The sequence below is a fragment of the Paenibacillus sp. MAH-35 genome (assembly GCF_058135425.1).
This window is the reverse complement of sequence record NZ_JBYUPU010000054.1, coordinates 15,224-41,844: the sequence shown is the minus strand read 5'-3', so window position 1 is coordinate 41,844 and position 26,621 is coordinate 15,224. Positions and strand designations below refer to the sequence as shown.

The following is a 26,621-nucleotide window of genomic DNA, read 5'->3' as shown; positions in this document are numbered from 1 at the left end:
AGTCTTCTTGAGCTTTACAATGAACATCACCCCCAAAGGGGATAATCTTGGAGGAGCCGGATGCGATGACCCGCACGTCCGGATCTGTGAGAGGCCCATGCAATTGTGCATGGGCCTACTCGATTTTGCGCGCTTTAAAGTGGGAATCGTCCTTCTTAGTCAAATAAACCGGAATTTTCATGAATAAGGGAAAAGAAGCCGCACGATTGATTTGGTACGATAAGCGCAGGATCATGGAGGGAGCGAGAGTGAGGAAATTTGTGTTTGTGACGATAGGGGGGATATCGGTATCGTGATGCATTGCAAGCCGGAGTAATCCAGTCAGACCATCATTCTCATTAGATGAAGGAGGCGCAGGAGATGAAGGCAGAACACGAAGAGGAGATCCATGAAGGCAAGGAACATTCTACGGACGGGAGGGAGTGGGAAACGAAGCTTACACCGAAGCGGATAAGCCGGAGGAGGCTGTTGGCGTCCATCGGTTTGGCCGGAGCAGGTGCGTGTATGACGGTTGCGGGAGCCTATGGGGCAAGCGCTTCTTCCGTCGCGGAATCGGTGTATGCACGTTCAACTCCGGAGAACGATTCGAGACTTCATCCCAGGAAGCCGGGCCCGTGGATCGATATCACGCAACCTCCGTATAATGCCCGGCCGGGCGGAAGCTACGACAATTCGGCTATTTTTCAGCAAGCGGTAAACGATGCAGCGGGTGAGGGCGGTAAAATATACGTTCCCTCCGGAGATTACTTGGTGGCGAACGGATTTACGATCGATAAGAACTATTTGACGCTGGAAGGAACGGGGAAGCTCGTGCTGGGCCGCCATATCTCGCTACTTGCTGACGGTTTCCGCTGCAGCGGGCTGCGGTTCAAGGCGCTGAACACGTCAAGCCAAATTCGAGGCATTCAGGCGGAGACCGCCCTGATCGGGAGAAGCATCGGACGGATTACGATACATAATTGCGAGTTCGAGCAGTTTTTCTATGCAACTAACTTCCGCGGGACCGAGTCGTATCCGATCCGGGATATACTCGTGGAGGGCTGCCGGTCAACTGCTCCGGTTGGGGTAAACGCCGGCCATTTTCAAAACCTGTGTACAATAAATACTTATTACAGCGGCAATGCCTGTTACAACGGCCAAAATGCAACCAGCTACAATTTTTTCGGAGGCAACGGCAAAATCAAAATTGTCGGTAATTACGATTTCAACAATTCGTACGGTTCTTGCGAGATTGAGAACTCCCCCGGGGCGGAAGTGATCATTTCCTCCAACAATTTCGACAGACAGCTTTGGATCGACGACAGCTCGACTGTGGTCATTGACGGGAACATTATCAAAGAGCGGATCTTTGTAACGGTTCAGGATAACGATTGTGAAAACGTGATCATCTCCAATAATATCGCAGATCGGATCTACGTCGATAAGTTCAGCACCTACCGGGCTGGTAAAATAAAAAACCTGGAGATTTGCCACAATGAACTGATCGGTCCGGGGGGCTGGGGGATATTTATCCGTGGCACGTATACGGAAGCTTGCCGCATTGTCGAGAACCGGATTGCTCCCGGCTTTACGAGCGGATCGATCGGGATCGTACGAGACCCGGGTCTCGATCTGGAGATCTCCCGCAACGAAGTGAACGGATTGGTTTTATTCAGCAGCACCGGCGGGGCGATCCGGTTATACGGAAACCGCAATTATACATTGTCCGGCAAACACGATGTTCCCACCTTGGAGCAGTTATTTCAGTCTTCGGGGACGAGGTTGAATGTTGCAGACAGGAAAGTTTTTCAGTCGCAGACAATCCGTGCGGCATCCGGTTCCGCCGGCTCGGCTTCGTTTGCAATCGACCCCGCTGCCGCAGGATCGGGCAAAGCCGTCAAAATGTCTTTCACGGGATGCGTTCAGCATCCGGCGCCACTTTTCGACGCCGCGGAGCAGACGGTGATTCTCTCCAACCATTCCGGGGCGTTACACGTATCGGCAGGACCTTTAACCAAAGTATCCGGAAATGCGGCGACCGACTTCACCACTCACTTCCAGTTGAACGCCGAGATTACGGAGCTGATCGTAACGATAACGAACGCAGGGACAGCGGCATTGGCAGTGAGCGTTTCTTGTATCGAGCATGCGGCCGTCCATGTTCCCGTTTAGAGAAATTCGGTAGTATACGAATCAACTATGGAAAGGTATGGAGGGCCGATATTCATCTGAGAAGCAGTCTATCCGGGCAAAGCCACCTGTGGTAATATGGATAAAAATCGCCACTGGGGGGATACGGCATGCCAATCGAGCGGCCCTCTTTGTTTCATGAATTCGAATACCGTTGCGCCAAGCCGCTGTATATGGAGGAGATCCGGCATCCGGCTCTGTACGAGCTTTTATATGTCCACGAAGGTATCGGAGTGTCGAATGTCGGCGACCGTGCGATTCCGCTCGCTGTTCGTGATCTTCTGATCTCGGATGGAACGAAACAGCAGGGATTACGTATGGATGACAAGATCGGATGCATCTATACCCGGATATCGATTCGCCCGTCGGCACTGAGGAAGATGAAGTCGCCGGTGAACGGAATCGATCTCCTGCTGCCGTTTGAAGTGCTGGGGCATCATCATATTCACATGTCGGAAGAAGCCGGCAAGGAAATGGAAGCTTTGTTGCTTCGAATACACCGGTTTAGCCAAAGCGGCAATTGGGTAGATCTCAATCGGCTCGTAATGGCCTTTTTTGATTTGCTGATCGTGGTGTACGCTGTCTGTGAGCCGGATCTGAAGAAGCAAAACTATACGATTAGCGAGAAGGAGCGGCATGTCCGCAAAATAATCCATTATATTGAAAACGCATTCAACGAGGATGTCACGTTAAACGATATGGAGCGGGAGCTCCACTTAAGCAAGCAGTATATGTCGAGAATTTTTCGTGAAAGTACGGGGATTACCATATTCGATTATTTGTACCGCAGACGGATTGAACAAGCGAAGCAGCTCTTCTATATGCATCGTGCATGTTCAGTGACCGATATTGGCTTGCAGGTCGGGTTTAAGAACGTATCCCATTTCAGCCGAATGTTCAAAACCCAGGTGGGAGTTACGCCGGAACAATATCGAAAGGTTATGGATCATGGAACGGCCGACGGCGGCAGCAACCGGAAATCAAATACAGTCAAATGAGGAAGGGGGGAAGTTAACAAGAGGAAAGCACCGGATTGGCACCCGTGCTACATTAAATACAACGGCGGCGGGGACGTTTTATCGTCGGGAAGGAGGGGGGAGTCGATTGATCTTAACGCGGCGTTATCCGCTGTTTAACGAATATTACTATTTATGCAATACGCCTTTTGTGAAAACGTTTCATACCCATCCGCAATACGAGATTTACTACTTTCATAAAGGCAAGTGCGACTATTTGATCGGGGATCAGGTGTTCGAGCTGGAGTCCGGGGATGCGATCCTGATGAACGGGATGACTTTGCATGGTCCGATTGTGGATCGGGATAACGAATACGTACGGTCGATGTTCTCGTTTTATCCGGAGATTATCCGTATCTTTCATCAGACGCTCGGACCGCTTAATCCGCTGCGTCCGTTCGAGGTGCTGAAAAATTACCGGATTCGGTTGAGCGGAGACCGCAAGGTTGAATTCGAGGATATGCTGCGCCGGATGAACAAGTATTACTACTGCCAGAACACGGTTGAGTTTAACCGGTCTTTGCTGGCCTTTTTCGAGCTGCTGTGGTTTCTGTACGGGGAATGCGAGGAAGCGATGGAAGGGCTTGAACAAACCGGACCGGCAAACGGGATGGAAAAGGAACACAACGTGCAAACCGTCATTTCGTTGATCGAGCAGCAGTACCGTGAGCCGATCTCGCTGGATACGCTGGAGAAAAGCGTCTATATGAGCAAGCATCATCTGTCCCGGATATTCCGCGAGCTGACGGGGATGACGATCATCGATTATTTGTACAAATACCGGATCAACCAGGCTAAAATATTGTTTTACTTGGATCGAACCTATTCCGTTACGGATGTGTACAAGGAAGTCGGATTTCATAGTATGGCGCACTTCAGCCGATTATTTAAAAAATTCGTCGGGATTCCCCCGGAGCAGTACCGGAAAATGGTGCAGCCGTTTTTGCTGGAGCCGTTCGCCTTCCCTCCCCGCGAGGTTCAGACCGTGCCGAATGAAAAATAACGAGGGTCGTCAGATCAAGGAGGTCATCGGATTGTTAAACAAGAAATGGGCGATTGCGGCATGCTTGCTTGCAGCTGTAGGAACGATATCGGCGTGCGGGGGTGGCGCGAATCCGAAAGCGGGGAATGACCAAGCGGGGGAGACCCCGTCGGTGGATCTGACGAAAATACCGGTCCACCTGGTCATCCATGATACGACGGGCGAGAAAGTCGAACTGCTGATGGATAAGTACGGTAACAAGCTAAAGGAAAAGTTTCCGAACTGGACCTTTGAGATCGTCCCCAAAGTGGACAGCAAAACGCTGCCGAATCTGATTGCAGGAGGGACAACGATCGACATGGTCGTGGAGTCGACCGGGGTTTCGACGATGGAGTACGACCTGCAAGGCGACATAAGCGATCTGATTGCCAAGTACAAATACGATCTGAACCGGCTGGAGCCGACTGCGGTCGAAATTCAGCGGAAGATGGCCGGCGGGGGCATCTACGGGTTGCCGACCTGGACCCGCTCGATGATTTTATACTACAACAAGGATCTATTCGATATGTTCGGGGTCTCGTACCCGAAAGACGGGATGACGTGGGACGAATTGTACGACGTGACCCGGAAAATGACCCGGACCGAGGGCGGCCAAAGCTACAAAGGGCTGACGATGGCGTTCGAATTCGGGCTAATGCTGAATCAGCTGGGCGCACCGAGCCAGGATGCGAAAAGCGGTAAAGCGCTGTTTCTGGACGATACGTTCAAGAAAGCGTTCGAGAATCAGTCGAGATTTTACCAGATTGCCGGAAACGGCTTGCCCGGCGACAAGTTTTATTTGGACAATCAGCAAAATCCTTTCTACAAAAACAAGACGGTTGCGATGTTTCTCACGCTGAGCGGTGCCGAGAAGATATATAAGGACAGCGTGAACTGGGACGTAGCCGAATTCCCGGTGTTCGAGGACAAAAAGGGAATAGGCTCTCAATCGTACCCGACTTACTTCTTCTTAAGCAAAGCCAGTAAAAACCGTGACGCTGCGTTCCAGGTATTGAGCTATTTGACGTCGGACGAGTATCAAAGCTTTGCGGCCCGTTCCGGCATCATTACGATCCTGAAAGACACCTCCGTAATGAAGCAATTCGCCGCCGACCTTCCATACGTGCAAGGGAAACGAATCCAGGCGATGATTCCGGCGAAATATGCCGAGCCTACTTTAAAAACGAAATATAACGCGATTGCGAACAAGGAGCTGCTAGCCGCTCTCGAAGCGGTTGCCAAAGGCACCGATGTCAATTCGGCGCTTCGCGAGGCAGCGGAACGAAATGATAAGCAAGTAGGCGCCGAGCAGGGGAAGTAATGTGAGGTGAGCCCAGGCCGCGGAATGAACGGGATCGTTCTTCTGCGGTTGTTTTTTGGAGAAATATGCAACTACCGGTTGCATCGTGGTACTCCCTATTCAACAACGAGGACTATTTCTATCCCATCTGGCCTGTGATAACGTAATAGACGAGATCAGATTGGGTGGGAAAGGCGGGTAACGAATGATTGATGCACAACGGATTGGGGCCGTCATAGCCTTGTTGAGAAAGCAGCATAAGATGACGCAGACCCAGTTGGCAAGCGAGCTGAAGGTGACCCATCAGGCGGTATCCAAGTGGGAACGCGGCTTATCGCTGCCGGATTTGGAGTTGCTTGCTTCCATGAGCAAATTATTTCAAGTAAGAGTGGACGACTTGCTTGGGCTGACGGGAGCAAGCGAGGATGAAAAAGGGGCAGTCCCGCCGGAACAAACCGAGACAAATCATTTTCCAGCGCCGGTTGAGGTTGCCGAACATATGGCATCCGTGGATATAGATCAGATTTGGGAGGGGGCGCGTGACATCATCAAGAGACAAATCTCCAAACCAAGCTATGATACGTGGATTCGAAACCTTCGTGCCCTATTCGAAAATGGATCTATAGTGATCGTAAGCGCAAACCGTTTTCAAAACGAATGGCTAAAAACTCGATACTCGAAAATGATCCGCATAGCGCTCGAGCAGGTGACCGAAATGAATGAGGTAAAGCTTGATTTTAATATACGCCCGGAGTTGCTGCGCAGATAGCAGCACAATCATTTTGTTTTGTGTGGAAGCTGACGAAGTTGAAGGCCAAGCACTGGATTTCCGCTTGCGCCTAGTTATAAATGTTAGAAGAGATGGACATCTTATACTTGCGGGGCAGGTTGGAATCACGATTCATACGAATCGTAGCCTATCGTGATAGTAGCCTAATCCTGAATGAACCGGAAAAATCGTGACAAACTTGTTAACATTGAAGAAATTGCTTGCAACCGTTGACGAGGCGCGATAACATAGAAAAAGATGAGAAAAATGTGATCGTTATCAATAAGGAGGTCCCGAGCTATGTTTTTGGCAGAAGGTGCTGCTGCGGGAGGCGCAGCCAGTTTCCATACGTTCGATCTGTTTATCGTTGCATTTACGATCCTGATCGCGGTCGGCTTGGTAAGATTGCTGGCTGCACCGGTAAAAAATAAATTTGCGGTCGGATTTGCGGGTGTCAGCTTACTCGTATTTCTAATTGTAGACGTACTGATGGTACAGAGCTGGATGTCTTGATCTCTTTAATGAGCGGAAAGGGCCCAAGCCCTACATAAGAACGAAGAACAAGGAACCCCCTTGCCGGCCGGCAAGGGGGTTGTTAGTTTGCACGCTGTGTTGGCGAAAGCGGGCTGGCATGGTATCGAAATCGCCCTTTACCAGTTCAGCAGCCCTCGGTAGATCGTCAACACCGTCTCCTGGCTGCCGCTGTACACGATAACCGCCGCCGTAACGAGCAGCTGGGTGCATACGCACCGGAAATAGAAGTACGGACGGGACACCTTCTTTTTGTTCACGAGCGACAGTTTGAGCAAGCTTTCCAGCGCCATCAATATCCCGTGATACAGCCCCCATAGCAGGTACAGCCAAGAAAAGCCGTGCCACAAGCCGATCAGCACCATGATGACGATGGACAGCAAGGCGGCTGCCCCTCTGGAGGTGAAGGAGCGTGAGAAAATCATAAAGATATGGTCGCGGAACCAGTCGCCCAGCGTCGCGTGCCAGTTGCGCCAATATTGGGTGAGCGTCGGCGACAGGAACGGCTGCTTGAAGTTTTCCGGGATCGTATACCCCATCAACCGCCCGAACCCGATCGCGATATCGGAATAACCCGAGAAATCGAAATAAATGAGAGCATAAAACCACACCATCAAAAACAGGCTGTGGTACACTTGCAAATCGTTCTCTAATACGTCCTTGAAGACGATCGTCATCCCGGCGACCAGTACGACCTTTTTGAACAGACCGAGAATAATCCGCTTGATCCCGGCTTCAAAATCGGCCGCGCTTACCGTATAAGGCTTTTTGGAATCGGCTATGAAATCGCGGAATTTTAAAATCGGTCCGGACGTAAACGTCGGGATGAACAGCAAATAATTGACGAAATCGAGCAAAGGCGCCTTGCCGTCCTTGCCGACGTAATAAGCGAAGTAATAGGCGTCGATCACCTTAAGCACGGTATAGATCAGGCCGAATAAGTAGATCGCGTCGAACAAGGGGTGCTCGAATATATTCAGGCCGAGGAGACGCAGCGCCACTACGGCCCCAATATTCAGCACAATCGCCGTCCCGAAGCCGAATCTGCGCCATCTCGGCGCGTAGCAGAGCCACACATAGCCGATATAGTTCAAGAGTACGTATACGGCGGAGAACAGGAACAGCTTCCGGCTGAACAAGTACAGAAAGCATAAGTTAAACACGAGGACAAGTATTCGTTTGTTTTGCGGCCAGCGCCGCGTCAACAGCAGCACGATCACCATACCGAGCAGAGCGCCCAGCGCGTGCAGATTGAGCAAATAAGACATAGCCTGGCTCCTTTAATCGATCAAAACCCTTCGTAGATGAACAGCCCTTGCCCGGTGAAGCATACGGCCACCAAAGCAAGCATGATGACGTACAGGGTCACTTCGCCGATTTTTCGAAGGAAAGCAGCCATCGGTCCACCTCCGCGGTAAATTTGGGTGCGCCGACTTCCTGGTTCAAGTGAACGATGTCGTGGAACGTATCCGGAGCGAACTTGTCCGACAAGTCCAGGACAGGCACGTCGTAAGGCTGCACCATCGCATGGACGCGTTCCTTGAGCTGCTTCCAGTAGGCGGGCTGAGGGTACGCCGGGTCGGGATTCAGCGGCATCCAGATCACCTTAAGCGGCAGATTGCGCTCTTTGACGTATCCGAGCAGCCAGTCCAGCGCCTTCAGATTTCCTTTCATATCGTCCAGGCCCATCCAGTAATAATTGGCTTCATAACGGGCCAAATCTTTCTTCATCTCTTCCGCCGGCTTGTAGCCGAAATAAAGCATCTTATCGTTCCATCTCGGCTCATAGGAGCTGAAATCCAGCTGGCCTTGACGGGCTGCCGCCCATGCATTGCGAATCCACTCGCCGCCCGCATCCTGAAAATAGTCCCGGTAATGGAACAAGTACGGGCTATACCACGGTCTCGACCAGGGGAAGCGCGGATCGGTCTGCATCTGATCCAGCATCGTGTGCACGTCGATGCCGACGACGAGCTGCTCTTCCACCGTATACAGCCCCCGCTGTAATATTTCCCGCAAGTCGGTAATTTTTCCGTACGTCATCCCCATTTCGACGAGCGGTTTCTGAGCTTTGTGCTCCATGTACGCACCGGTCACCGCCGAGTTGCCAAAAAAAACGGGACCGGACCGATCCCATTGATGGTGGTATAACGTTTTTGTAAAATCGTCCTTTTCGAACCGCAGCGAGTTCGTCATCGGGTCCCGCCAGGCGACAAACGTATCGACCAGCAGGAACCCGGCGACGAGCAGCAGCACGAAACTGTTTTTTCTCCAAAAGGTCCAGAAGCTCACGGGAATCACTCGTTATCTCGTTTTTGTTTGCCAAGCGTGGTACTGCTCGCGGAAAGCGGCAGGCCAGCCGTCTTCGTTCAATCCGAACTGCGCGAGAAAAGCGAACACCCAGCGCTCCAGCCCGAATCCGACGCATCCGGTAGTAGCCGGACGTTTGCCCATCTTGATGTCGAAGGCGGAGCCAAAGGCGGTGCTGGCGAAATTAACGGAGCTGCACGCAATCGTTTTGCCGATATAGGGAATGCTCAGACGCATCTCGTACTTCATTTCCTGGTTGCGCTGGAACGACGCTTTAACTTGGAAATCGTTCGTAAAGAACGGGTCGTTCGCATTTTCGATAATACAGTCGATTTCCCATTCAACCGCCAGCTGTTTCAAATATTCGACGGCCCTCAGACGGTTTTCCCGGACGAATTCCGGCTTGCCGACAAAGATGATCTCGCGCATGCTGAAGTCGAGCAGACGGCCGAAGTCGCTATGGTTTTTGGATTCGTAGCGGTGGCACTTGGCTACCGCCGTAACGACGATGCCGTCGCCTTCCAGCGTCTCGCCCTGCAAGCCCTCGTAACAGTGGTAGCAGGTAGACGGGTTCATCGCAAAACGGGGCTTCGGCATCGTTTTGTTCAGGTCGAGCGGAGCGTCTTCCTTCCAGCCGCCGGCCTCGCGCACCGACTCGGAGAACGACTCGATGACGTCCAGGTCGTCGCGCAGGTGGTTCAGGAAATGCAGATGCTCCGGAAACGATGTAAAATGGTTCGTCTTATCGAGCGTCGACAGATGGATGACTGCCGGATACGATTCCTGCTTCGCTCCGAAAGCGTTCGCGATCCGTTGTACGAACGTATCGTCGAGAAACCGGAGCAGGCTCGAGAAAGGCTCGCGGAAGATGAACAAGCCCGGCTCCAGCACTTTTATCGCCTTGGACTCGATCAGCTCGGCGATAATGTCTCCCCGGTACGGAGTAGGTCCTCTATGCTCGAAGAGAATATGTTCTTTAAATCCGAAGTCGCCGTGGGAGAAACGCTCGATCAGCTTCTCGACGCCGGCCGTTATCCGCTCGTTCCCGCCCGGAGAACGATGGACGATCACGAGCTGGCTGCCTTCGAGACGGACTTCGTCGATATGCTCGTCCACGAAGGCGGACGCATATTTGACCTGGCCGTGCTGGCTCGGGTCAAGCCGCTCGAGCGAGACGGTATATGTAACAGCATGGGGACTGATCATAGCATGGATTACCTTCCCTTCTTGCCCGCGATAAAGGTGGCGATCTCGCGGATCGTGTTCAGCGGATACAGCATCAGGTCCTGATTGGTCACTTGAATGCTGTACGTCTTCTCGATATGGGCGATTAAAGCCGTCGCTCCCAAGGAATCGATAAAGCCGTAGTCGAACAGATGGACGTCGGTCGTAAAGTCGTCATCGCTATCGTCGATCTCGTAGCGCTCCCGGATGTGTTGTTCCAGCTCCAGTAGGATCTCTTCCATGCAGGTATCTCCTTCAGGTTTAGTCATATTCCCTGGCGGTTACGCAGCCGGAGGGGATCGGATCGGCGAACCGTCCGAACCGCCGGCTTTCGTAAGCTGCTCCGGATTGAAGATGCCGCGTGCGTCACGTAACGGATCGTTACGGCATCGTTACGGTAATGCTCGTTTTGGCTCCGTAATGGGTTACGGTGGTATACAAATTGTCCTCCGGATCTTGCTCGATCTTCAGATCCTCGCCTTCGATGACGAGAGGACGCGGGCCGTACAGCTTGATCTGCTGCATGCCGTCGGAATTCAGGTCGATCGTCCATGCCGTGCCGTTATCCTGAATCCGCACAGGCACGTTGGAGCGTACGATATGGAACGGCTCGGCGCCCCAGTTGACGGATACGGACGTAAGCCGGCGAAGGCCGAGACCGACGTACAGCTTGCCTTCGTTTTTCAGGAAAGCCGGCGAATCGGTAGCGAACGGGTAATTGGCGTACCGCTCTCCGGGCTCGAAGACGACTCCTGCGGTGTCGCGATACTCGGCGGCCATATCCGGCACGTTGCTCGTATCGGACGATAACGATAAAGTCAGGTGCAGGCCGCGCCCGAACTTCGTCTTCAGCTTGTCGATCGCATAGACGAGCCAAGGTCGTTCTACCGTTACTTCCGTTTTCATCGCCGCGAGGAACGAACGCGCCATTTGCGGCTCCGACATAAAGTTATAGTTATAGTCCGTGCGCAGGGTGTCGAAAAACTTCACGAACTTGGTGAGATCACCGGTTTTAGTAGGATTGTCGAACTGGTACTCGATATGCTCGAAATAATCGATCGGCAGATCCAGATTCGCATACGAGCGGTAAATGTCCGTTGTGCCCGGCTTGCTCCCATCCGGTGCGTCCGAATAGCGGAATCCGGGAGCGTACAGCATCATCGGCGACTTCAGCTGATTGTCGTCGAGCAGGAAAGGGAAACTCCATATGAATTCCCGTCCCCACTGAGGTTCGGTCGGACTGTCGGACGGCTTGAAGCCGAAGTTAAACCAGATATCGGCGTCGTTCTCGTTGCGCAGCGTCTGCAGCCGGTCAGACTGATTAATCCGCCAAGTGTGCTGGTTCGTGCCCGTTTGGGTCCACGGCAGCCCGAGCGCGTCGAACGCCTTCCGCTGAAGCTGCAATTCGAGCTTCTCCTGTTCGGAGCTGACGAAGCTGTGCACGTAGACGTGCGGGATGATCTCCAGCTTGTTGGTTTTGGCGTAATCGAGAAATTCCGTAAGCTCTTTTTTATAAGGGAACGTCGGGTCGTCGATCGGCACCGGCCTGCTGTATTGGACTTGGCCGACGATCAGATCTTCCTTGCCGTCATGGTTCATATCGGCCCAGAGCGGCACGGAGAACTGTCCGCCGACGAGCGACTTGGACCCCATCTGATTGTTTGTCTTGCCTTTAATCGATCCTTGCGGATTCCACTTCCCGTCGGCTTGCACATACACGAGCAGGTCGCCTTCATTGTTGCCGATGACGAGGTCTGGCTTCTTGTCTCCGTTCATATCGCGGATCGCAGGGGCGGCATATTTGGCCCCGATCTTGAACAGCGGTTGAGCTTTCCCGAACTGCAGCTTCTTGCCCGCGATGCCGTAGTAAGCTGTGAGCTGACCGGTGGAATCCCCGACGACGAGATCCGGTATGCCGTCTCCGTTCAAGTCCCCGATCGCCGGGGCGGAGTGAGAGGCGGTCCGGATCGGCGATCCGTCCGACAGAAGCGGTACCGGAGGTGCGAATGTCCCTTTCCCTTGCTGAAGCAGGGCTACGATAGCGCCGCCCTGGCTTCCGACGATCAGATCCGCTTTGCCGTCTCCCGTCAGATCGGCTGCCGTTACCGTGGAGTAACCGTCCGTTCTCATCGTCTGCCCGTTCGTGAGCTTCAGTTTCTCCGGCGCGCCGAATCCGTCCGGGTGAGTAAGGCCATCCGGTACCATCTGCGTAGACAGCTTGGGTCCGGCATTGGTATACCGGTACAGGTAGCCGTCGGCGCTTCCTGCGATCAGCTCGGGCTTGCCGTCTCCGTTCAAGTCGGCTAAGGCCGGATACACCCGGTAAGGCAGCTCCAGCTTAACTCCAAGCTCCAGATTGGCGGGATAGGCGGCCTGCGTAAGCGGCGATTCACCACTGATCAGCAGCGTGCCGCTCGAATAAAACGAGTTGGGAAACTCCCCGACGAACAACGGCTGTTCATTCGTGCCGGTATTTAAATGCACGGTGATCCCTTCATACCAGTGGTACCATTCGAAAGCGGAACGGATCAGCGAGAACGAAGGAATCTGGTTGTACTGCTTCAGCAGCTCGGCCCAGCCGATCGCTTCCTTGTGCAGGAAGGCAGGCATCGCCTCGAAATGGTTCTGGTAAGCCATCGCCGGCCTTCCATACGGTCCGTATACTTTCTTCAGGCTGTAGCCCAGCGTTTCCTTGGATACGAAGGACACGTATTCGCTTCGGAACAAGTGATTGGCCGCCGAGAAAGCAAAATGAAAATAAGGCTCCAGCGGCAGGCCGGTCTTGAAGCTGTAGTACATGGACATGCCCGGCCGCTGAATCGACTCATTATGCTTGCTTGCTTTCGTCAGAAACCCTTTGGACGGGTCCATGCCGCTTTGCAGATCAAACCCGGTAATAAAATAACGATTAGGCAAAAAAGCTCCGGCGGCGAAAACCGTACCTTGTCCGTACCGGTTGATGGTGTAGACGGGTTGATTGTTAAGCGTTACGATCGTCTCCGCTGTGGAAGGCACGATGGCTTGTCCCCAGTCGAAGCCCGGCATGATATCGTCCAGATTGTTCACGTAAGCATGCGATGTAAAGTTGTCGGCGAATTGCCGGAACACATTTTGCAAGCCTTGGAGATTTCCGCGGACGGCCGGATAACCGAACTGCGGGTATAAGGTCGGGGTGACCGGAGCAATAGCTTCGGCTCCCAGCAACCCTTTGGGTAAATCGTTCAGCAGGTCGTTCTCGACGAACAGATGGCCGCCTTGCTTCACATAGGTTTCCAGCAACGGAACGGCGTTTCTTAGCGTGTCGGACTGCTTCAGAGAGACGTCCAGATAGATCGCATCGTAGGACTGAAGCTTGTTGCCGTCGAGTCCGTCCAGACGGGCTTTTTTCACTTTGGCGTTAGCGACGATCGTTTGTTCGAAATTCAGATAAGCGGACCGGTCGTACGTATCGCCTCCGCTCGCATACAGCAGACGCACCCGCTCTTCTTTATGTCCGAAGACGAGTACGAACACAGCGGCGAGAAGGAGTAGTCCCGCTAGCCAGACCGCTTTTTTGCGCAATGACAAGTCGATCCCTCAAAACTGGTTAGATGTAGGTCGTTGAATATAGTCAACAGGATTGGTTCTGTATACTATAGTCATTATAGCATTTAGACGGTTCCTTGTTAACTTTTGACGAAAGAGGGAGAGGAAAGGTTGCCGGAACTTCGGGAATCGTGTCGGAACGCCGGGACGGCTCCACTTTTCCGCCCGATTTCGTTATACTCTTGGTAAATACCGTGTTGGAGGAGGAATCGTATGAACAAACGCACCGTCGTATGCCTGGGCGAGCTGCTGATCGATTTTGTGCCGGAGACGAACGGCCAGCCGCTGGCGCAGGTGGACACGTTCCGGAAAGCCGCAGGCGGAGCCCCGGCGAACGTGGCTGCAGCCGTGGCCAGGCTGGGTGGAAAATCCCGGTTTATAGCCAAAGTAGGCCGTGACGCCTTCGGCGACTATTTGCAGGAGGCGCTGTATGGGGCGGGTGTCGAGCCGGTTCTCGTACGGACGGACGAAGCGCGCACGGGGCTGGCGTTCGTATCGCTGCGGGAGGACGGAGAACGCGACTTTATGTTTTATCGCGATCCGGCGGCCGATATGCTGCTCCGCAAAGAGGAGATTACAGACGACCTGCTGAGCGACGCAGCGATATTTCACTTCGGTTCGGTGTCGCTGATCGCAGAGCCGTGCCGTACCGCTACCTTGTATGCGGCCAGACGGGCGAGAGCGTTCGGTGCTTTGATCTCGTACGATCCGAATGTCCGGCTGCCGCTATGGACGAATGCCGACTTTGCAAGACGGGTCATCGTCGATCAGTTGCCGCTCTCGGATCTTGTGAAAGTTAGCGAGGACGAGATTGCGTTTTTGTTCCATGGAGCGGACATCGAGGAAGGGGCGAGGCTGATGCTCGAGCTGGGGCCTCGTTGTATCGTCGTAACGCTCGGTGCTGCCGGCTGCCGGGTCTTTACGAAAAAGGGCGGCATCGCAGTTCCCGGCGTGCCTGTAGAACCGGTCGATACGACCGGCGCCGGGGACAGCTTCGTGGGAGGGCTACTTTGCCGGCTTGCCGAAGCGGGAATCGGTGCGGAACAGCTCGAAGAGGCGATGGCGGAGGAGTCGTTCGTACAGGATGTATGCAGCTTTGCGAATGCGGCGGGGGCGCTCACCACGACGAAGCGCGGGGCGATCCCCGCCTTGCCGACGCGCGCCGAAACATTGGCGATGCTGGGCCGGGAGGTGTAGGCGGTGGCGGGCGTATTTATGATTTCAGACCACCACTTCGGACATAAATCGATTATCGACTTTGAATCGAGGCCGTTCGCGGATACGGACGAGATGACCGAGACGATGATCGACAGATGGAACGCCGTCGTCGGCAAGGACGATAAGGTGTTCCACCTCGGCGACTTCTCGTTTCTGAACCGGGAGAAAACGACGGCGATCGTCAGCCGGCTGAACGGTTATAAGACGCTGATCCTCGGCAATCACGACCGGGGCCGCTCGCGCGCCTGGTGGCTGGAGGCGGGTTTTCAGGAAGTAAGCGAATATCCGATCGTTTACGGCGGTTTCTTTTTTCTATCGCATGAACCTATGTACATGAACAAGCATATGCCCTACGTCAATATTCACGGTCATATTCACGGGCAGAAATACGAGGGGAACCATTACTTCAACGTTTGTGTGGAACATTGGGACTATACGCCTGTAACGTTCGAGGAAATCGTACGGAGAGTCGTGCCGGGCGAGGAGCAGTAGGTGTATGAGCTAAATGGACAGTGTCAAAATAATGGCCTGAAAATGGTATCGGAACGTATGTTCGTAAAAACTGCTCCAAATCGCTCCAATAGCGTCCGGCCCCCCTTTTCTGGTACACTAGTAAGCATAAAGGGGCGGCTGGGGCCGCACCGGGTAAGCAATGGAGGAAACGAAACATGCGCGAAGACATTCGCATCGAACATATCGAGCTGCTGGCTCCGGCCGGCGATTGGGACTGCCTGAGGGCGGCTGTGGCGAACGGAGCCGACGCCGTCTTCTTCGGCGTGGACAAGTTCAACGCCCGCGTCCGGGCCAAAAATTTTACGATGGACGAGCTGCCGGACATTATGTCCTTTTTGCATCTGTACGGGGTCAAAGGGTTCGTTACGTTTAATATTCTCGTATTCGAAGAGGAGCTGAACGACGCCAAGCGGCTCATCGAAGCTTGCATCGATGCCGGAGTGGACGCTGTCATCGTTCAAGATCTCGGGCTCGTCAAGCTGATCCGCGACATCTCCCCGGACTTCCCGATTCACGGCTCTACGCAAATGACGATCACTTCGCCGGAGGCGGTCGAATTTACGAAGCCGTTCGACATCGAGCGGGTCGTGCTCGGACGCGAGAATAATTTGAAGCAAATCAAGCAGATCGGCGACCGGGCGAAGCTGCCGATGGAAGTGTTCGTTCACGGGGCTTTGTGCGTATCGTATTCGGGCCAGTGCCTGACGTCGGAAATGTGGGGCGGCCGTTCGGCGAACCGCGGCGAATGCGCGCAGGCTTGCCGGCTTCCGTACGATTTGATGGTGGACGGCGAGCAGAAGCCGATGGGAGATATCGCCTATCTGCTGTCGCCCAAAGATTTGGCGGCGCTGGAGCTCGTACCCGAGCTGATTGAAGCCGGCGTTACTTCGTTTAAGATCGAAGGGCGGCTGAAATCTCCGGAGTACGTAGCGAACGTCGTCAGCAAATACCGCAAGGCGATCGACGACTACTTCGCCGGACGCGATCCGAAGCCGTCCAAGGAAGAGCTGCGGGAGCTTCAGCAAAGCTTCTCGCGAGGGTTCACCTACGGCTTCCTGAAAGGAACGAACAACAAACAGCTGGTCGAAGGCACATTCCCCAAAAGCCGGGGCGTTTATCTGGGCCGGGTGAAGCAGCTGCTGCGAGACGGCGTATTATGCGAGCTCGAGGCTCCGCTCAAGCGGGGAGACGGCATCGTATTCGATGCGGGTGACCCGACCAAACCGGAGGAAGGCGGACGGGTGTACGACATTCGCCGCAAAGGAGTCAAGCTCGAAGGGGAAGCGGGAGGCGGACTCATCGAGATCGTCCCGGGACGCAACGACGTCGACCTGAAGCGGGTCCACGTAGGCGACCGGATCTGGAAGACGAGCGACCCGCATCTGGACAAAAGGCTCCGGCAGACGTTCGAGACGGACAAACCTTACCGCGTCTTCCCGGTAACCGTCCACGTATCGGGGCGGCTTGGCGAGCCGCTGCAATCGGTATGGACCGACGTGCGGACGGGTAACCGCGTGGAGGTGCAGTCGGAGCTGCATCTGGTGCAGGCGGAGAAAAGACCGATGGACCGCGCCTTATTCGAGGAGCAGCTCGGCCGTCTCGGCGGCACGATTTTCGAATTGAGCGGCCTCGAGGTCGCGATGGAGGGTTCGCTCATCGTCCCGATGCGGGAGCTGAATCAGATGCGCCGGCGTGCGGTCGAGCTGTTGGAGACGGCCCGCCAGCAGCCGCGCCGCTACCAGAAGCGTAGTGTAGACGTGTACGCGGATGCGGCCCGGCAGCTGCCGGCGGGAGTATTCTCCGACGAAGCGGGGGCCTCCGTCGCCTCCAGCGCGCTCACTGGACGGGAGGAGCCGCGTCTCATCGCGCTCTGCCGGAACCTCGAGCAGGTCGAAGCGGTGCTCACAACCGACGTTCAGTGGATCTACGCCGACTTTGAATTTATCAAGCAGTTTCCCGCCGCGATCGAAGCGGTCCGGGCTGCCGGCAGACGGATCGCTCTTGCGACCCCGCGCATCCATATGCCGGGAGAGACCGGATACTTTCAGAACATGCTGAAGCTGCGTCCTGACGCCATCCTGGTTCGCAACACCGGCGCGATGTACTTTTTCATGAAACACCTGGCAGAGAGCACGGACGGCTACAAGCCGGAGCTGATCGGGGATTTCTCGCTGAATGCGGTCAACCACAAGACGGTCGATCTGTTTGTCGACGCAGGCTGCAGCCGGGTAACGCCGTCCTACGATCTGAATATTCAACAGATGGTCGATATGCTGCGGAGGACGGACCCGTCCAGGCTGGAGCTTGTCATTCATCAGCATTTGCCGATGTTCCATACGGAGCACTGCGTATACTGCACATTTCTGAGCGAGGGTACGGACTATACGAACTGCGGCCGGCCTTGCGAGGAGCGTCGCGTATCGCTTCAGGACCGGATCGGCATGTCTCACCCGGTCCGCGTGGACGAAGGGTGCCGCAACACGGTCTATAACGCGATCGAACAGTCCGGAGCGGAGTATTTACCCCAGTTCCGGGAGCTTGGGCTGACGACGTTCCGGGTTGAGTTTCTGGAGGAGACGCCGGATAAAGTACGCGAGGTGCTCGACCTGTACAGCCGCGCCTTGAAGGGGACGATCAGCGGTACGAACGTGTGGCGGGCGCTGAAGGCGACGAACCAGCTCGGCGTCACCCGGGGACAATTGGTCAAATAAAGGAAGTTGCAGCGGAGCGCGCAAGCCGGTTATACGGTTTGCGGGGCTCCGCTTTTTTCTTTGGAGCGGCGGAGAGGGAAACGGCCGCTGCCGACGAATTAGTACGGTATCACATAAGAGCAGCGGTGATTGACGTTGAACGAGGTCAGACGATGGATCGATCAGAGAGATTATGCGATGGCGGTCATCCGGCTGGAATGCGCCATCCTCGAAGGCGGGCGGCCCGATGCGGAGCTGCTCGCCATGCTGCCGGACGGCGTCCTGAGCGGGTCGCCCCTGCTGCAGAAAACGTACGGGGAACGGCTGGCGGATACAGGACGGCTGGCGGAAGCGAAGGAATTGCTGCAAAAGTCGGTGAAAGGGTTTGCGCGCCAGACGTTTCAGCAGGAGCTGCTCGCCGCGATGGCCTCGCTTGCTTACGTGCACATGCGCATGGGGGAGCTTCACGAGGCGGAGACGCTGCTGATCTTTCTCCGGAACGAATACGAGCGCGAAGAAACGGCGCAAGGCGGGCACGTTCCTCTCGCCATCGCCAGGGGAGCGCAGTTGATTGGCGAAGAAAGCAGCCGGAGGTTATACTACCAGGCGGCCTTTGACGCATTCGACCGGGCCGCAGATCCGGAGAACGGCAGCCGGGTTTTGCTCGAAATGCTGCTCGATCTCGGGCCGGCGCTAGGCAGCCGGATTCAGGAGTCGCATGCGCTGCTGTGTCTGCGCTTATCCGCCAGCCCTGCCGTAGCCGACTACGAGGCGGCTTATGCCGCTGCGGCGCTTTACTTCGAGGAGCGGTGGGAGGAAGCCTCCGATGCGTTCGCCGGGCTGTCGCATAACAAGCTGCCCGTCGTGTTGGACGCAGCATTGCGCTGCTGCGGATATATAGCGATGCTCCGCTGCGGCCAGGTCTTGCCGGAGGAAGGACTCGAGCGGCTGAGAGACGACGTCAGACGGTTTGCAGGCGATGCCTCGATCCAGTTTCAGTATGTCTGTCTTGGGTTTGAGCGCAAACGGGAGGAACGGAATGAAGCGGGGGCGCGCCGGGCGCTTGTCCATGCCGAAGCGCTGGCGAAGCTGTGCGCATCCGCTCAGGCGAGGACGAAAGTTCAGGCGATGCAGCGCGCGCTGGATGCGTTGGTTCGGGACCGTGACGAGAAGACGGAGCAGGGGGGGCTGCTGTGGAGCGTAACCTGCTTTGGCATGATGAAATTTACCCGGGGCAACACCGAGGTGGCCGACTTCCGTTGGAAACGCCGGAAGGCGCAGGAGCTTTTGCTGTATTTGCTGCTGCAGCCGAACTACGCGTGCCCGCGGGATCAACTGCTCGAGAAGCTGTTCGCCGACAGCGACTCCGACCGGAAGGCAGGCCAGCTGTACGTAACGATCCATAGCCTCAAGCAGGTTTTACGGGAAGCATTGGGATGCGAGGACGCCATCATCGCGCGGGGCGGAGTAGTCAAAATCGGCGCGCTTCTCGAACAGGCCGATGTGGAAAAATATCGGACACTCATCCGCGTAGGCGACCAGCTGTGGCCAAGCGACCGCGAGCTGGCTGCGGAGCTGTACGAGCAGGCGGTTCAGATGTACGAGGAGCTTGTGCCGGAGCTTCCTTACATTGACTGGCTGGATGGATTTCGAAATCACTACGCGGAGGTCCAGGCCGTAACGTTAAAAAGGCTGGTTTACTTCGCTATGGAGAAATCGCGGTATGACGCGGCCGAATCCCATTGCATCGGCTGGCTGCAGGTCCGACCCGCCGAGGAGGAAGCCTACCAGGGGATGATCCGGCTGCTGATGCGGCAAGGTAAAACGGCTGAGGCGAACCGGTGGTACCGGAAGCTGGAGGCGGTATGCCGCGAGGAGCTGAATGTGACGCCTCTGCCGGAGACGACACGGCTGCTGCAAGGCGAGGGAATATAAGCGGGCTGCTCCCCAAGGACGGTTCGTCTGCATGTAAGTGTTTTGTAAGATTCGTAAGCTATATTGAGGATACGGAGATCGGCGCCTGCACGGCGGAAAGTAGGTGGAGGGTTGACGGGTGAAGCGGGAGTTTCCCGGCGGATGTACGGGGAATGGAGCATGCGAAGCAAGCTCGGGCAAGAACGGCGGATACTTGCACTATTGGCCGGTTATCTCAACGGCTTTGCCCCGCTCTCGCACCGGCTTGACGATATGGCGACGGTTGTTGCGGAAGCTTGTCTGAACGCGGCCGAGCACGGGAACGGGCTGGATCTTCATAAGCGGGTCCGCATCCGGCTGCAAGTAGACCGGGAACGGGCGGTATGCCGGATCCTCGACGAGGGGAGCGGCTTCGACTACGAGGGCTGGATGGCCGCCAAGGCAGATATGCCGCGAGCGGAGGATAAGCTGGAGGAGGATAATCCCCGCGGCTGGGGGCTGTTTCTGATCCGATCGTTGTCCGACCGGGTCCAGTTCGGTTATGAGGCGGGAACGTTTTATACAGAGGTCGAGTTCGTATCGAATGGGGAGGGGTAGGCGGCGATGGACAACCAGTTTCAGATACAGAGGCGCAGCTTCGGACACGGTGTTATTCTCGATATGAGCGGTGATTTGACGAAGCAGGCCGAAGAGACGCTGCTTGGCATGAGGGCGTGGGAGACCGGCCTGGGGTCGCCGGGAAGTTACCTGATTTTGAATTGTACGCGCGTTCCGTATATTAACAGCGCGGGAATCGCTGTTCTGATCCGCCTCGTCAGGGCCGGGCTGAAGGGAAAGTTTCGCACCTTCGCCTACGGCGTTACGCCGCATTTTCAAAAATTGTTCCGGATGGTCGGACTGACCGAATACTTGATGATTTATCCGGACGAATATTCGGTGCTTCAACGAATCGAAGATCTGGAGCAGGCGAAGATGTAAACCCGGCTCCCTCCCATTGCATACAGCTTTCGGACTTGACGACACTTATTTCGGACAGGAGTTCGTCCAACAGGCAAGCTTCCTTGCACCTTACTGCAAGCGGAGCTTGCTTTTTCTGTGCCCCGGGACATGGATGGTTTCATCACTCTAACTCGTTCACAATTTAGACACAAAATTTTAATCTAATTTTCATATTTGTTTAAGGTTTGATTATTGTTTGGTTAGTATATTGTTTCTGGTAAAATGAGTTAGTCTGGGATATGCATCCGATAGATGAGCCTGGGGATTAAGGTCTCTACTGAAGAGGAGGGAGTCAAGGTGCTGGAAGTCAAACAGGTGAGCAAGCTGTACGAGAATAAGAGAGGGGTTCACAACATCGATTTTTCGATGAGCCGAGGCGAGATCGTCGGCTTTTTGGGTCCGAACGGAGCCGGCAAAACGACTACCATGCGCATGATTACAGGGTACTTGAATCCGACGAAAGGGTCGATTCTGGTGGACGGCCTGTCGATGGCCGATCATCCGCGCAAGGCGCGAAGAAAGATCGGGTATTTGCCGGAAACCCCGCCGCTTTATCCGGAGATGACGGTCACCTCGTACTTGAAATTCGTCGCCAGTCTCCGCGACGTGCCGGTGCGCGAACAGAAGCAGCGGATCGGCGAAGTCATCGAGAAGCTGGGTCTGCAAGGCAGGGAGAGGCAAATTATTCGCAGCTTGTCCAAAGGGTATAAGCAGCGTCTCGGTCTCGCCCAGGCGATCGTGCATAAACCCGACCTGCTCATCCTGGACGAGCCTACGTCAGGGCTCGACCCGAAGCAAATCATCGAGATCAGGCAGCTTATTCGCGAATTGGGCGAAAATCATACCGTTTTGATCAGCACGCATATTTTGCCGGAAGTGAACGCGATCTGCAACCGGGTACTGATCATCAATCAAGGCGTTATCGTACTGGATGAGCATCCCGACCGGATCGGGGGCACGATGGGCGAGACGTTCGAAGTCAGCCTGGAGATTAAAGGGCCGAAGGAGGACGTCATGCGCGAACTTCTGGAGCTGCCGGACGTAGGAGTGGTCAAAGAACTGGACCGCGAACGCGTTGAAGCCGGGTCGACCTTGCTTCAGGTGACGGCCAAGGATCGTACCGATATCCGCGAAGCGGTGTTTTACCAGATGGCGGAACGCGGCTACCCGATTCTCGGCATGAAGAAGGAAAGCCTCAGCCTGGAAGACATCTTCCTGAAGCTGACGACTGACGAGAAGCAACCCGAGGAGCAAGAACCGGCGGAGCCGCAAGAGGAACCGGAGGTGGAGAAGAATGCGTAGAGCTATGGCCATTTGCAGCAAGGAGCTGCAGATGTACTTCTACTCGCCGACCGCCTACGTCGCGTTTGCGATTTATGTGCTGCTGTCGAGCGTGATGTTTTATTGGAATTTTGTCCTGACCAACTACAGCATCGTAGATGCCCGGGTTGTCGTCGGAAACACGACTTTCATTTATTTGTTCATTATTCCGTTATTGTCGATGCGCCTCGTCTCCGAGGAATTCCGCCAAGGTACCGACGAGATGCTGCTTACGTCGCCTGCCGGAATCGGAGAGATTGTGTTCGGGAAATATATGGCGGCGCTTACACTGATGTTTATGCTCGTAGTAAGCAGCTTGATCTATCCGTGGATCATGTCGGCTTTTGGCGATTTGGACGCGTCCGTGCTCTGGCTGTCGTATCTCAGCATGTTTTTGCTGGGCGCTGCGATGATGGCGGTCGGCTTGTTCGCCTCGACGCTTTCCAGCAACCAGATGGTTGCGGCGATTGCCGCTTTTGTCATCCTGCTCGTGTTGTGGCTGATCGACTGGGCGGCGGAAGGTTTCGGCGGCAAGTTTAAGGAATGGATCATTCAATTCTCGCTCACCGGCCGTCAAATCAATTTGCAAAAAGGGATTTTCCAATTGGCCGATGTGCTGTTTTATGTGACGCTGATCGCCGTGTTCCTCGTCCTGAGCATTCAGACGCTGGAACGCAAACGTTGGAGATAAGGGGGGAAGAGACGTGAACAAATGGATCAAAGGCACGAATGCGACGGTTTTATCGATTGCCGTGATCGGGATATTTATTATCGTAACGCTCTTCCTGAGTTCCTTGAAGGGCATCCAATGGGATTTGAGCAAAAATAAAAAATACTCCTTGTCCGAAAAAACGGTCATGGTGCTGAACGATTTGAACAAAGATGTGAAGGCAACGATGTTCACGGGAGGCACCACGGCGGACGACTCGATCATGTACCGGGATATCCGCGATATGCTGAACGAATACGCCAAGCGTTCGGGCAAGATGTCCTTCGAAGAGGTAGACCCGACCCGCGAGCCGGCCAAAGCTCAGCAGTATCAGATCGATCAGGCCGGAACAATCGTGTTCGAGATGGGCGACAAGCAGAAGAAAGTATTCAGCTATGAGCTGTTCGGTCCGGGGGCGGCGCAAGGCTCCTATACGTTCAGCGGCGAAGAAAAGTTCACTGCGGCGATTATGGGCCTAACGTCCGACGTGAAACGTCCGGTGTACTTCTTGACGGGACACGGCGAGATGCCGTCCGGACGAATCTCGACGCTGCGCTCTACGCTGGAAGGAGAGAACTACGAAGTCAAAGAGCTGAACCTGTATAAGGAAGGCAAAGTTCCCGACGATGCGGAAGCCGTATTCCTCGTAGGACCGCAAACCGATCTGGACTCCAAGGAAAGCACGCTGCTCAAAGAATATGTGAGAGGCAAGGGCAAGCTCTTTATCGCACTCGGTTTCTCCAAAGATTTGGGCACGTGGACGAATATCGACGATCTGCTTAATACGATCAACGTCAAAAACTCCCGCTCGGTCGTTGTGGAGACCGGCCGTACGCTGCTCGGAGATCCGCTTACGATCGTTCCGAGCTACAACTACCATGATATTACGTACGACTTGTCCGATCAGAACCGGGTAACGATTCTTCCGGTTGCGCTCGGGTTAATGACCGATGCGAACAATACCGATTGGAAGACGAGAGCGCTGCTGAAATCAACCGACAAAGCTTACGGCGAAACCGATATGACGCAGCTGACGACCGGCAAGTCCAAGCAGGACGAGAACGATCCGAAAGGTCCGCTCGATGTCGCTTACGCGATCGAGAACAAGGACGGCAAGCCGAAGGCGGTCGTGATCGGGAATGCCCAATTCCTGCACGATCAGATTATTCGCGAACAAGGCAATCGCGACTTCGCCTTGAACAGCGTCAACTGGCTGCAGGAACAAGAGAACCTGGTCACCATCCGTCCGCGTGAGGAAGAAGCGATGCAGCAGGCGTTCATTATGCCGAATCAGGCACAGTGGATTTTCTACGGCACCATCGTAGCATTCCCGCTGCTTATCCTGGCGCTTGGCGGGGCGATCTGGTGGAGGAGGAGAAAAGGATGAAACGGTTCATTCCGACGATCGTGCTTCTCGTCGTATTGATCGGGGCGTTCTGGTATGCATCCAGCCAATCGTTTTTCAAGAAGGAAGAGGAGGAGCCGGTTTCCAAGCCGCTCGTCACGATGAAGCAGGAGGATATCGCGGGCTTTAAGCTGAAAGAGGAAGGCTTGGAGTTCGAGAAGAAGGACGGCAAGTGGACGATGGTCAAGCCGGCGGCGATGCCGGTCGAGACGAGTACGGTGGAAAGCTGGCTGGGCAGCTTTACGGCTCTGAAGCATGACGGCGAAGTCGAGGCCAATCCATCCGATCTGTCGGTGTTTGGCTTGAGCAGCCCGACCAAGGAATTTGAAGTGACGCTGAACGACGGCACCGTCAAAACGGTGCAGATCGGATCTCCCTTGCCGATTGCCGGACACTTTTATACGAAGCTGAAAGATAGTCCTGCCATTTACAAGCTGGCCGACCAGCAAATCACAACACTGCAAAAAGATTTGATGAGCTTTATGAACAAAAGTCCGTTTAAGCTCAACTATCTGGACGTGGTCGGTGTGGAGCTGCAATGGAAGGGCGCCAAAAAATCGGTCGTCAAAACGGACAAAACCAAATCGTTCAACGAATCGGCCTGGACGCTTGACGGCAAGGAAGTGAAGGCGGGCGATGTCGAGCCGGCGATCGACAAGCTGCTGTTTGCGGTAACCGATCAGCTCGTGCGGCCTGCTTCCGAATTGAAGCTCGATACGGCCGAGCTGAAGCTCGAGATCAAATTCAGCAAAGAAGGCAAGGAATCTGCCGACGTATACGCCGGCAAGCTGGACAACGGGCTGGTCTGGATCGTAAAACAAGGTGATTCATGGGCGTATGCGCTCGCCGAAACCGACGTTCAAGTGATCTTCGATGCATATAAAAAACCGGAAGCCAAATAAATAGTTCACTCGCCGCTAACGATTAGCGGCGGTTTTTCTTTTGGCGGAGGTGTGTGGATCAAGCACGGGTAATCTGCACAAATCGCACGATCGGGGAAGGCTACGGACAGCTGGAGCGGTTTATGAAGGAGAACGGGCACGTATCCTTGCGTAATGCCTACACGATAGAAGTGTTTCATATTCGGGAGGACAAGGAAGAAGAGCAGGTGGGAATCTGGAGTCCGATTGACGTCGCGAAATGACGATGCAGAGAAGCGGGCCGACTCGCATCCACATTAACAAATACTAAACAAACAAGAAGAGATCCGTATGATATACTGGCTTCAGTAGGCATCTAAGGGAGTGGAAGATGACTTTACTTCATCGAATCGGGAGCAAGCCGATCATTGCTGCCGTACGCAAACTGTCGGAGTTAAATGCCGCTCTCGAATCCAAAGTGGATAATGTGTTTTTTATGGGCGGCAGCGCTTCGGAGATCATTCCGGCCGTCACGCAAGTGAGGAACGCGGGAAAACATTCCTTCATCCATCTGGATCTAGTTCGCGGACTGTCGAGCACGGACAAGGAAACGATTGAATTCGTAGCGGACCATATCCAGGCAGACGGTATCGTGACGCCCAAGAGTCATATGGTAAAAGCGGCCAAGCAGGCGGGGTTGTACGGCATCCTTCACTTGTTCGTCATCGATTCGCTGGCCGTGGACAACGGGCTCAAGTTGATCGATCAGCTTGAACCGGACGGAATCGAGATCATGCCCGGAGTCATACCGAAAGTAATTGAAACCTATGCAGCGGCAACCGATACGATTCCGATCATCGCCAGCGGACTAATCCGGACCGTGGACGAAGCGCGGACTGCGTTGAATGCAGGCGCCACCTCGTTATCCGTGTCGGAAACGGCGTTATGGCGCAAAAGCTTCAACGATTTTTTCCCTGACGGGATGTAACAATAAAATAAAACGAACCTGAGTTTGTGTGATGAGAGAAAGCTCAAGGAGTTGCAACTTCCGCCTATGGCGGAGGCCGC

24 protein-coding genes are annotated in these 26,621 nt (G+C 54.6%); 19 read left to right on the top strand and 5 right to left on the bottom strand.

The genetic code is table 11. The features are described from left to right. The 7 genes from AC3Y2E_RS31450 to AC3Y2E_RS31420 form a co-directional block, all read left to right on the top strand. On the top strand, positions 1-187 hold a 187-nt coding region (locus AC3Y2E_RS31450), incomplete at its 5' end, for a hypothetical protein (RefSeq protein ID WP_379217247.1). Positions 188-360: 173 nt separating this feature from the next. Continuing rightward, positions 361-2,151, top strand: a complete 1,791-nt coding sequence (locus tag AC3Y2E_RS31445) for a glycosyl hydrolase family 28-related protein (protein ID WP_379217246.1) — start codon at positions 361-363, stop codon at positions 2,149-2,151. Between the two features lie 128 nt (positions 2,152-2,279). Then, positions 2,280-3,167, top strand: a complete 888-nt coding sequence (locus AC3Y2E_RS31440) for a helix-turn-helix transcriptional regulator (RefSeq protein ID WP_379217245.1) — start codon at positions 2,280-2,282, stop codon at positions 3,165-3,167. Positions 3,168-3,273: 106 nt separating this feature from the next. Further along, the gene (locus AC3Y2E_RS31435; protein WP_379217244.1) at positions 3,274-4,188 is read left to right on the top strand and encodes a helix-turn-helix domain-containing protein; all 915 of its coding nucleotides are present in this window, start codon (positions 3,274-3,276) and stop codon (positions 4,186-4,188) included. 31 nt (positions 4,189-4,219) lie between these two features. Continuing rightward, complete coding sequence (locus tag AC3Y2E_RS31430) at positions 4,220-5,527, top strand: ABC transporter substrate-binding protein (RefSeq protein ID WP_379217243.1); 1,308 nt, start codon at positions 4,220-4,222, stop codon at positions 5,525-5,527. 184 nt (positions 5,528-5,711) lie between these two features. After that, a complete protein-coding gene (locus tag AC3Y2E_RS31425) occupies positions 5,712-6,275 on the top strand; it encodes a helix-turn-helix domain-containing protein (RefSeq protein WP_379217242.1) in 564 nt (187 codons plus the stop codon). A gap of 300 nt (positions 6,276-6,575) precedes the next feature. Further along, positions 6,576-6,788 carry a hypothetical protein gene (locus tag AC3Y2E_RS31420; protein ID WP_190929300.1) on the top strand — a complete coding sequence of 71 codons (213 nt, stop codon included), beginning with the start codon at positions 6,576-6,578 and terminating at the stop codon, positions 6,786-6,788. A gap of 137 nt (positions 6,789-6,925) precedes the next feature. On the opposite strand, the gene AC3Y2E_RS31415 is transcribed toward AC3Y2E_RS31420, so the two are convergent. The 5 genes from AC3Y2E_RS31415 to AC3Y2E_RS31395 form a co-directional block, all read right to left on the bottom strand. Beyond that, complete coding sequence (locus AC3Y2E_RS31415) at positions 6,926-8,074, bottom strand: MBOAT family O-acyltransferase (protein WP_379217241.1); 1,149 nt, start codon at positions 8,072-8,074, stop codon at positions 6,926-6,928. Positions 8,075-8,171: 97 nt separating this feature from the next. After that, a complete protein-coding gene (locus AC3Y2E_RS31410) occupies positions 8,172-9,098 on the bottom strand; it encodes a hypothetical protein (protein ID WP_379217240.1) in 927 nt (308 codons plus the stop codon). Positions 9,099-9,110: 12 nt separating this feature from the next. After that, positions 9,111-10,322: a hypothetical protein gene (locus AC3Y2E_RS31405; RefSeq protein ID WP_379217239.1), complete on the bottom strand. Its 1,212-nt coding sequence runs from the start codon at positions 10,320-10,322 to the stop codon at positions 9,111-9,113. A gap of 8 nt (positions 10,323-10,330) precedes the next feature. Further along, a complete protein-coding gene (locus tag AC3Y2E_RS31400) occupies positions 10,331-10,582 on the bottom strand; it encodes an acyl carrier protein (protein WP_379217238.1) in 252 nt (83 codons plus the stop codon). A gap of 139 nt (positions 10,583-10,721) precedes the next feature. Beyond that, positions 10,722-13,907, bottom strand: a complete 3,186-nt coding sequence (locus tag AC3Y2E_RS31395) for an FG-GAP repeat domain-containing protein (protein WP_379217237.1) — start codon at positions 13,905-13,907, stop codon at positions 10,722-10,724. A gap of 231 nt (positions 13,908-14,138) precedes the next feature. Between AC3Y2E_RS31395 and AC3Y2E_RS31390 the strand changes: the two genes are divergently transcribed. The 12 genes from AC3Y2E_RS31390 to AC3Y2E_RS31335 all read left to right on the top strand — a co-directional run bounded on the left by AC3Y2E_RS31390 (position 14,139) and on the right by AC3Y2E_RS31335 (position 26,541). Further along, the gene (locus AC3Y2E_RS31390) at positions 14,139-15,122 is read left to right on the top strand and encodes a PfkB family carbohydrate kinase (RefSeq protein WP_379217236.1); all 984 of its coding nucleotides are present in this window, start codon (positions 14,139-14,141) and stop codon (positions 15,120-15,122) included. 3 nt (positions 15,123-15,125) lie between these two features. After that, the gene (locus tag AC3Y2E_RS31385) at positions 15,126-15,635 is read left to right on the top strand and encodes a phosphoesterase (protein WP_379217235.1); all 510 of its coding nucleotides are present in this window, start codon (positions 15,126-15,128) and stop codon (positions 15,633-15,635) included. A gap of 176 nt (positions 15,636-15,811) precedes the next feature. Next, a complete protein-coding gene (locus tag AC3Y2E_RS31380) occupies positions 15,812-18,367 on the top strand; it encodes a U32 family peptidase (RefSeq protein WP_379217234.1) in 2,556 nt (851 codons plus the stop codon). Positions 18,368-18,496: 129 nt separating this feature from the next. After that, positions 18,497-20,281 (top strand): AfsR/SARP family transcriptional regulator, encoded by a 1,785-nt coding sequence (locus AC3Y2E_RS31375; RefSeq protein ID WP_379217233.1) that lies wholly within the window; start codon positions 18,497-18,499, stop codon positions 20,279-20,281. Positions 20,282-20,422: 141 nt separating this feature from the next. Further along, the gene (locus AC3Y2E_RS31370; protein ID WP_332074102.1) at positions 20,423-20,857 is read left to right on the top strand and encodes an ATP-binding protein; all 435 of its coding nucleotides are present in this window, start codon (positions 20,423-20,425) and stop codon (positions 20,855-20,857) included. Positions 20,858-20,863: 6 nt separating this feature from the next. Beyond that, complete coding sequence (locus tag AC3Y2E_RS31365; RefSeq protein WP_190929310.1) at positions 20,864-21,238, top strand: STAS domain-containing protein; 375 nt, start codon at positions 20,864-20,866, stop codon at positions 21,236-21,238. Positions 21,239-21,556: 318 nt separating this feature from the next. Further along, positions 21,557-22,561 (top strand): ABC transporter ATP-binding protein, encoded by a 1,005-nt coding sequence (locus AC3Y2E_RS31360; RefSeq protein WP_379217232.1) that lies wholly within the window; start codon positions 21,557-21,559, stop codon positions 22,559-22,561. Then, positions 22,554-23,270 (top strand): ABC transporter permease, encoded by a 717-nt coding sequence (locus tag AC3Y2E_RS31355; RefSeq protein WP_190929312.1) that lies wholly within the window; start codon positions 22,554-22,556, stop codon positions 23,268-23,270. Before AC3Y2E_RS31360 ends, AC3Y2E_RS31355 begins: the two co-directional genes overlap by 8 nt. 13 nt (positions 23,271-23,283) lie before the next feature. Next, complete coding sequence (locus AC3Y2E_RS31350; protein ID WP_379217231.1) at positions 23,284-24,675, top strand: GldG family protein; 1,392 nt, start codon at positions 23,284-23,286, stop codon at positions 24,673-24,675. Beyond that, positions 24,672-25,595: a DUF4340 domain-containing protein gene (locus tag AC3Y2E_RS31345; RefSeq protein WP_332074105.1), complete on the top strand. Its 924-nt coding sequence runs from the start codon at positions 24,672-24,674 to the stop codon at positions 25,593-25,595. The genes AC3Y2E_RS31350 and AC3Y2E_RS31345 overlap by 4 nt, the downstream gene beginning before the upstream one ends. Before the next feature lie 53 nt (positions 25,596-25,648). Further along, the gene (locus AC3Y2E_RS31340; protein WP_379217230.1) at positions 25,649-25,837 is read left to right on the top strand and encodes a hypothetical protein; all 189 of its coding nucleotides are present in this window, start codon (positions 25,649-25,651) and stop codon (positions 25,835-25,837) included. Between the two features lie 107 nt (positions 25,838-25,944). Continuing rightward, entirely contained in the window at positions 25,945-26,541 is a 597-nt protein-coding gene (locus tag AC3Y2E_RS31335) for a glycerol-3-phosphate responsive antiterminator (RefSeq protein ID WP_379217229.1), read from the top strand. Positions 26,542-26,621: the final 80 nt, after the last annotated feature.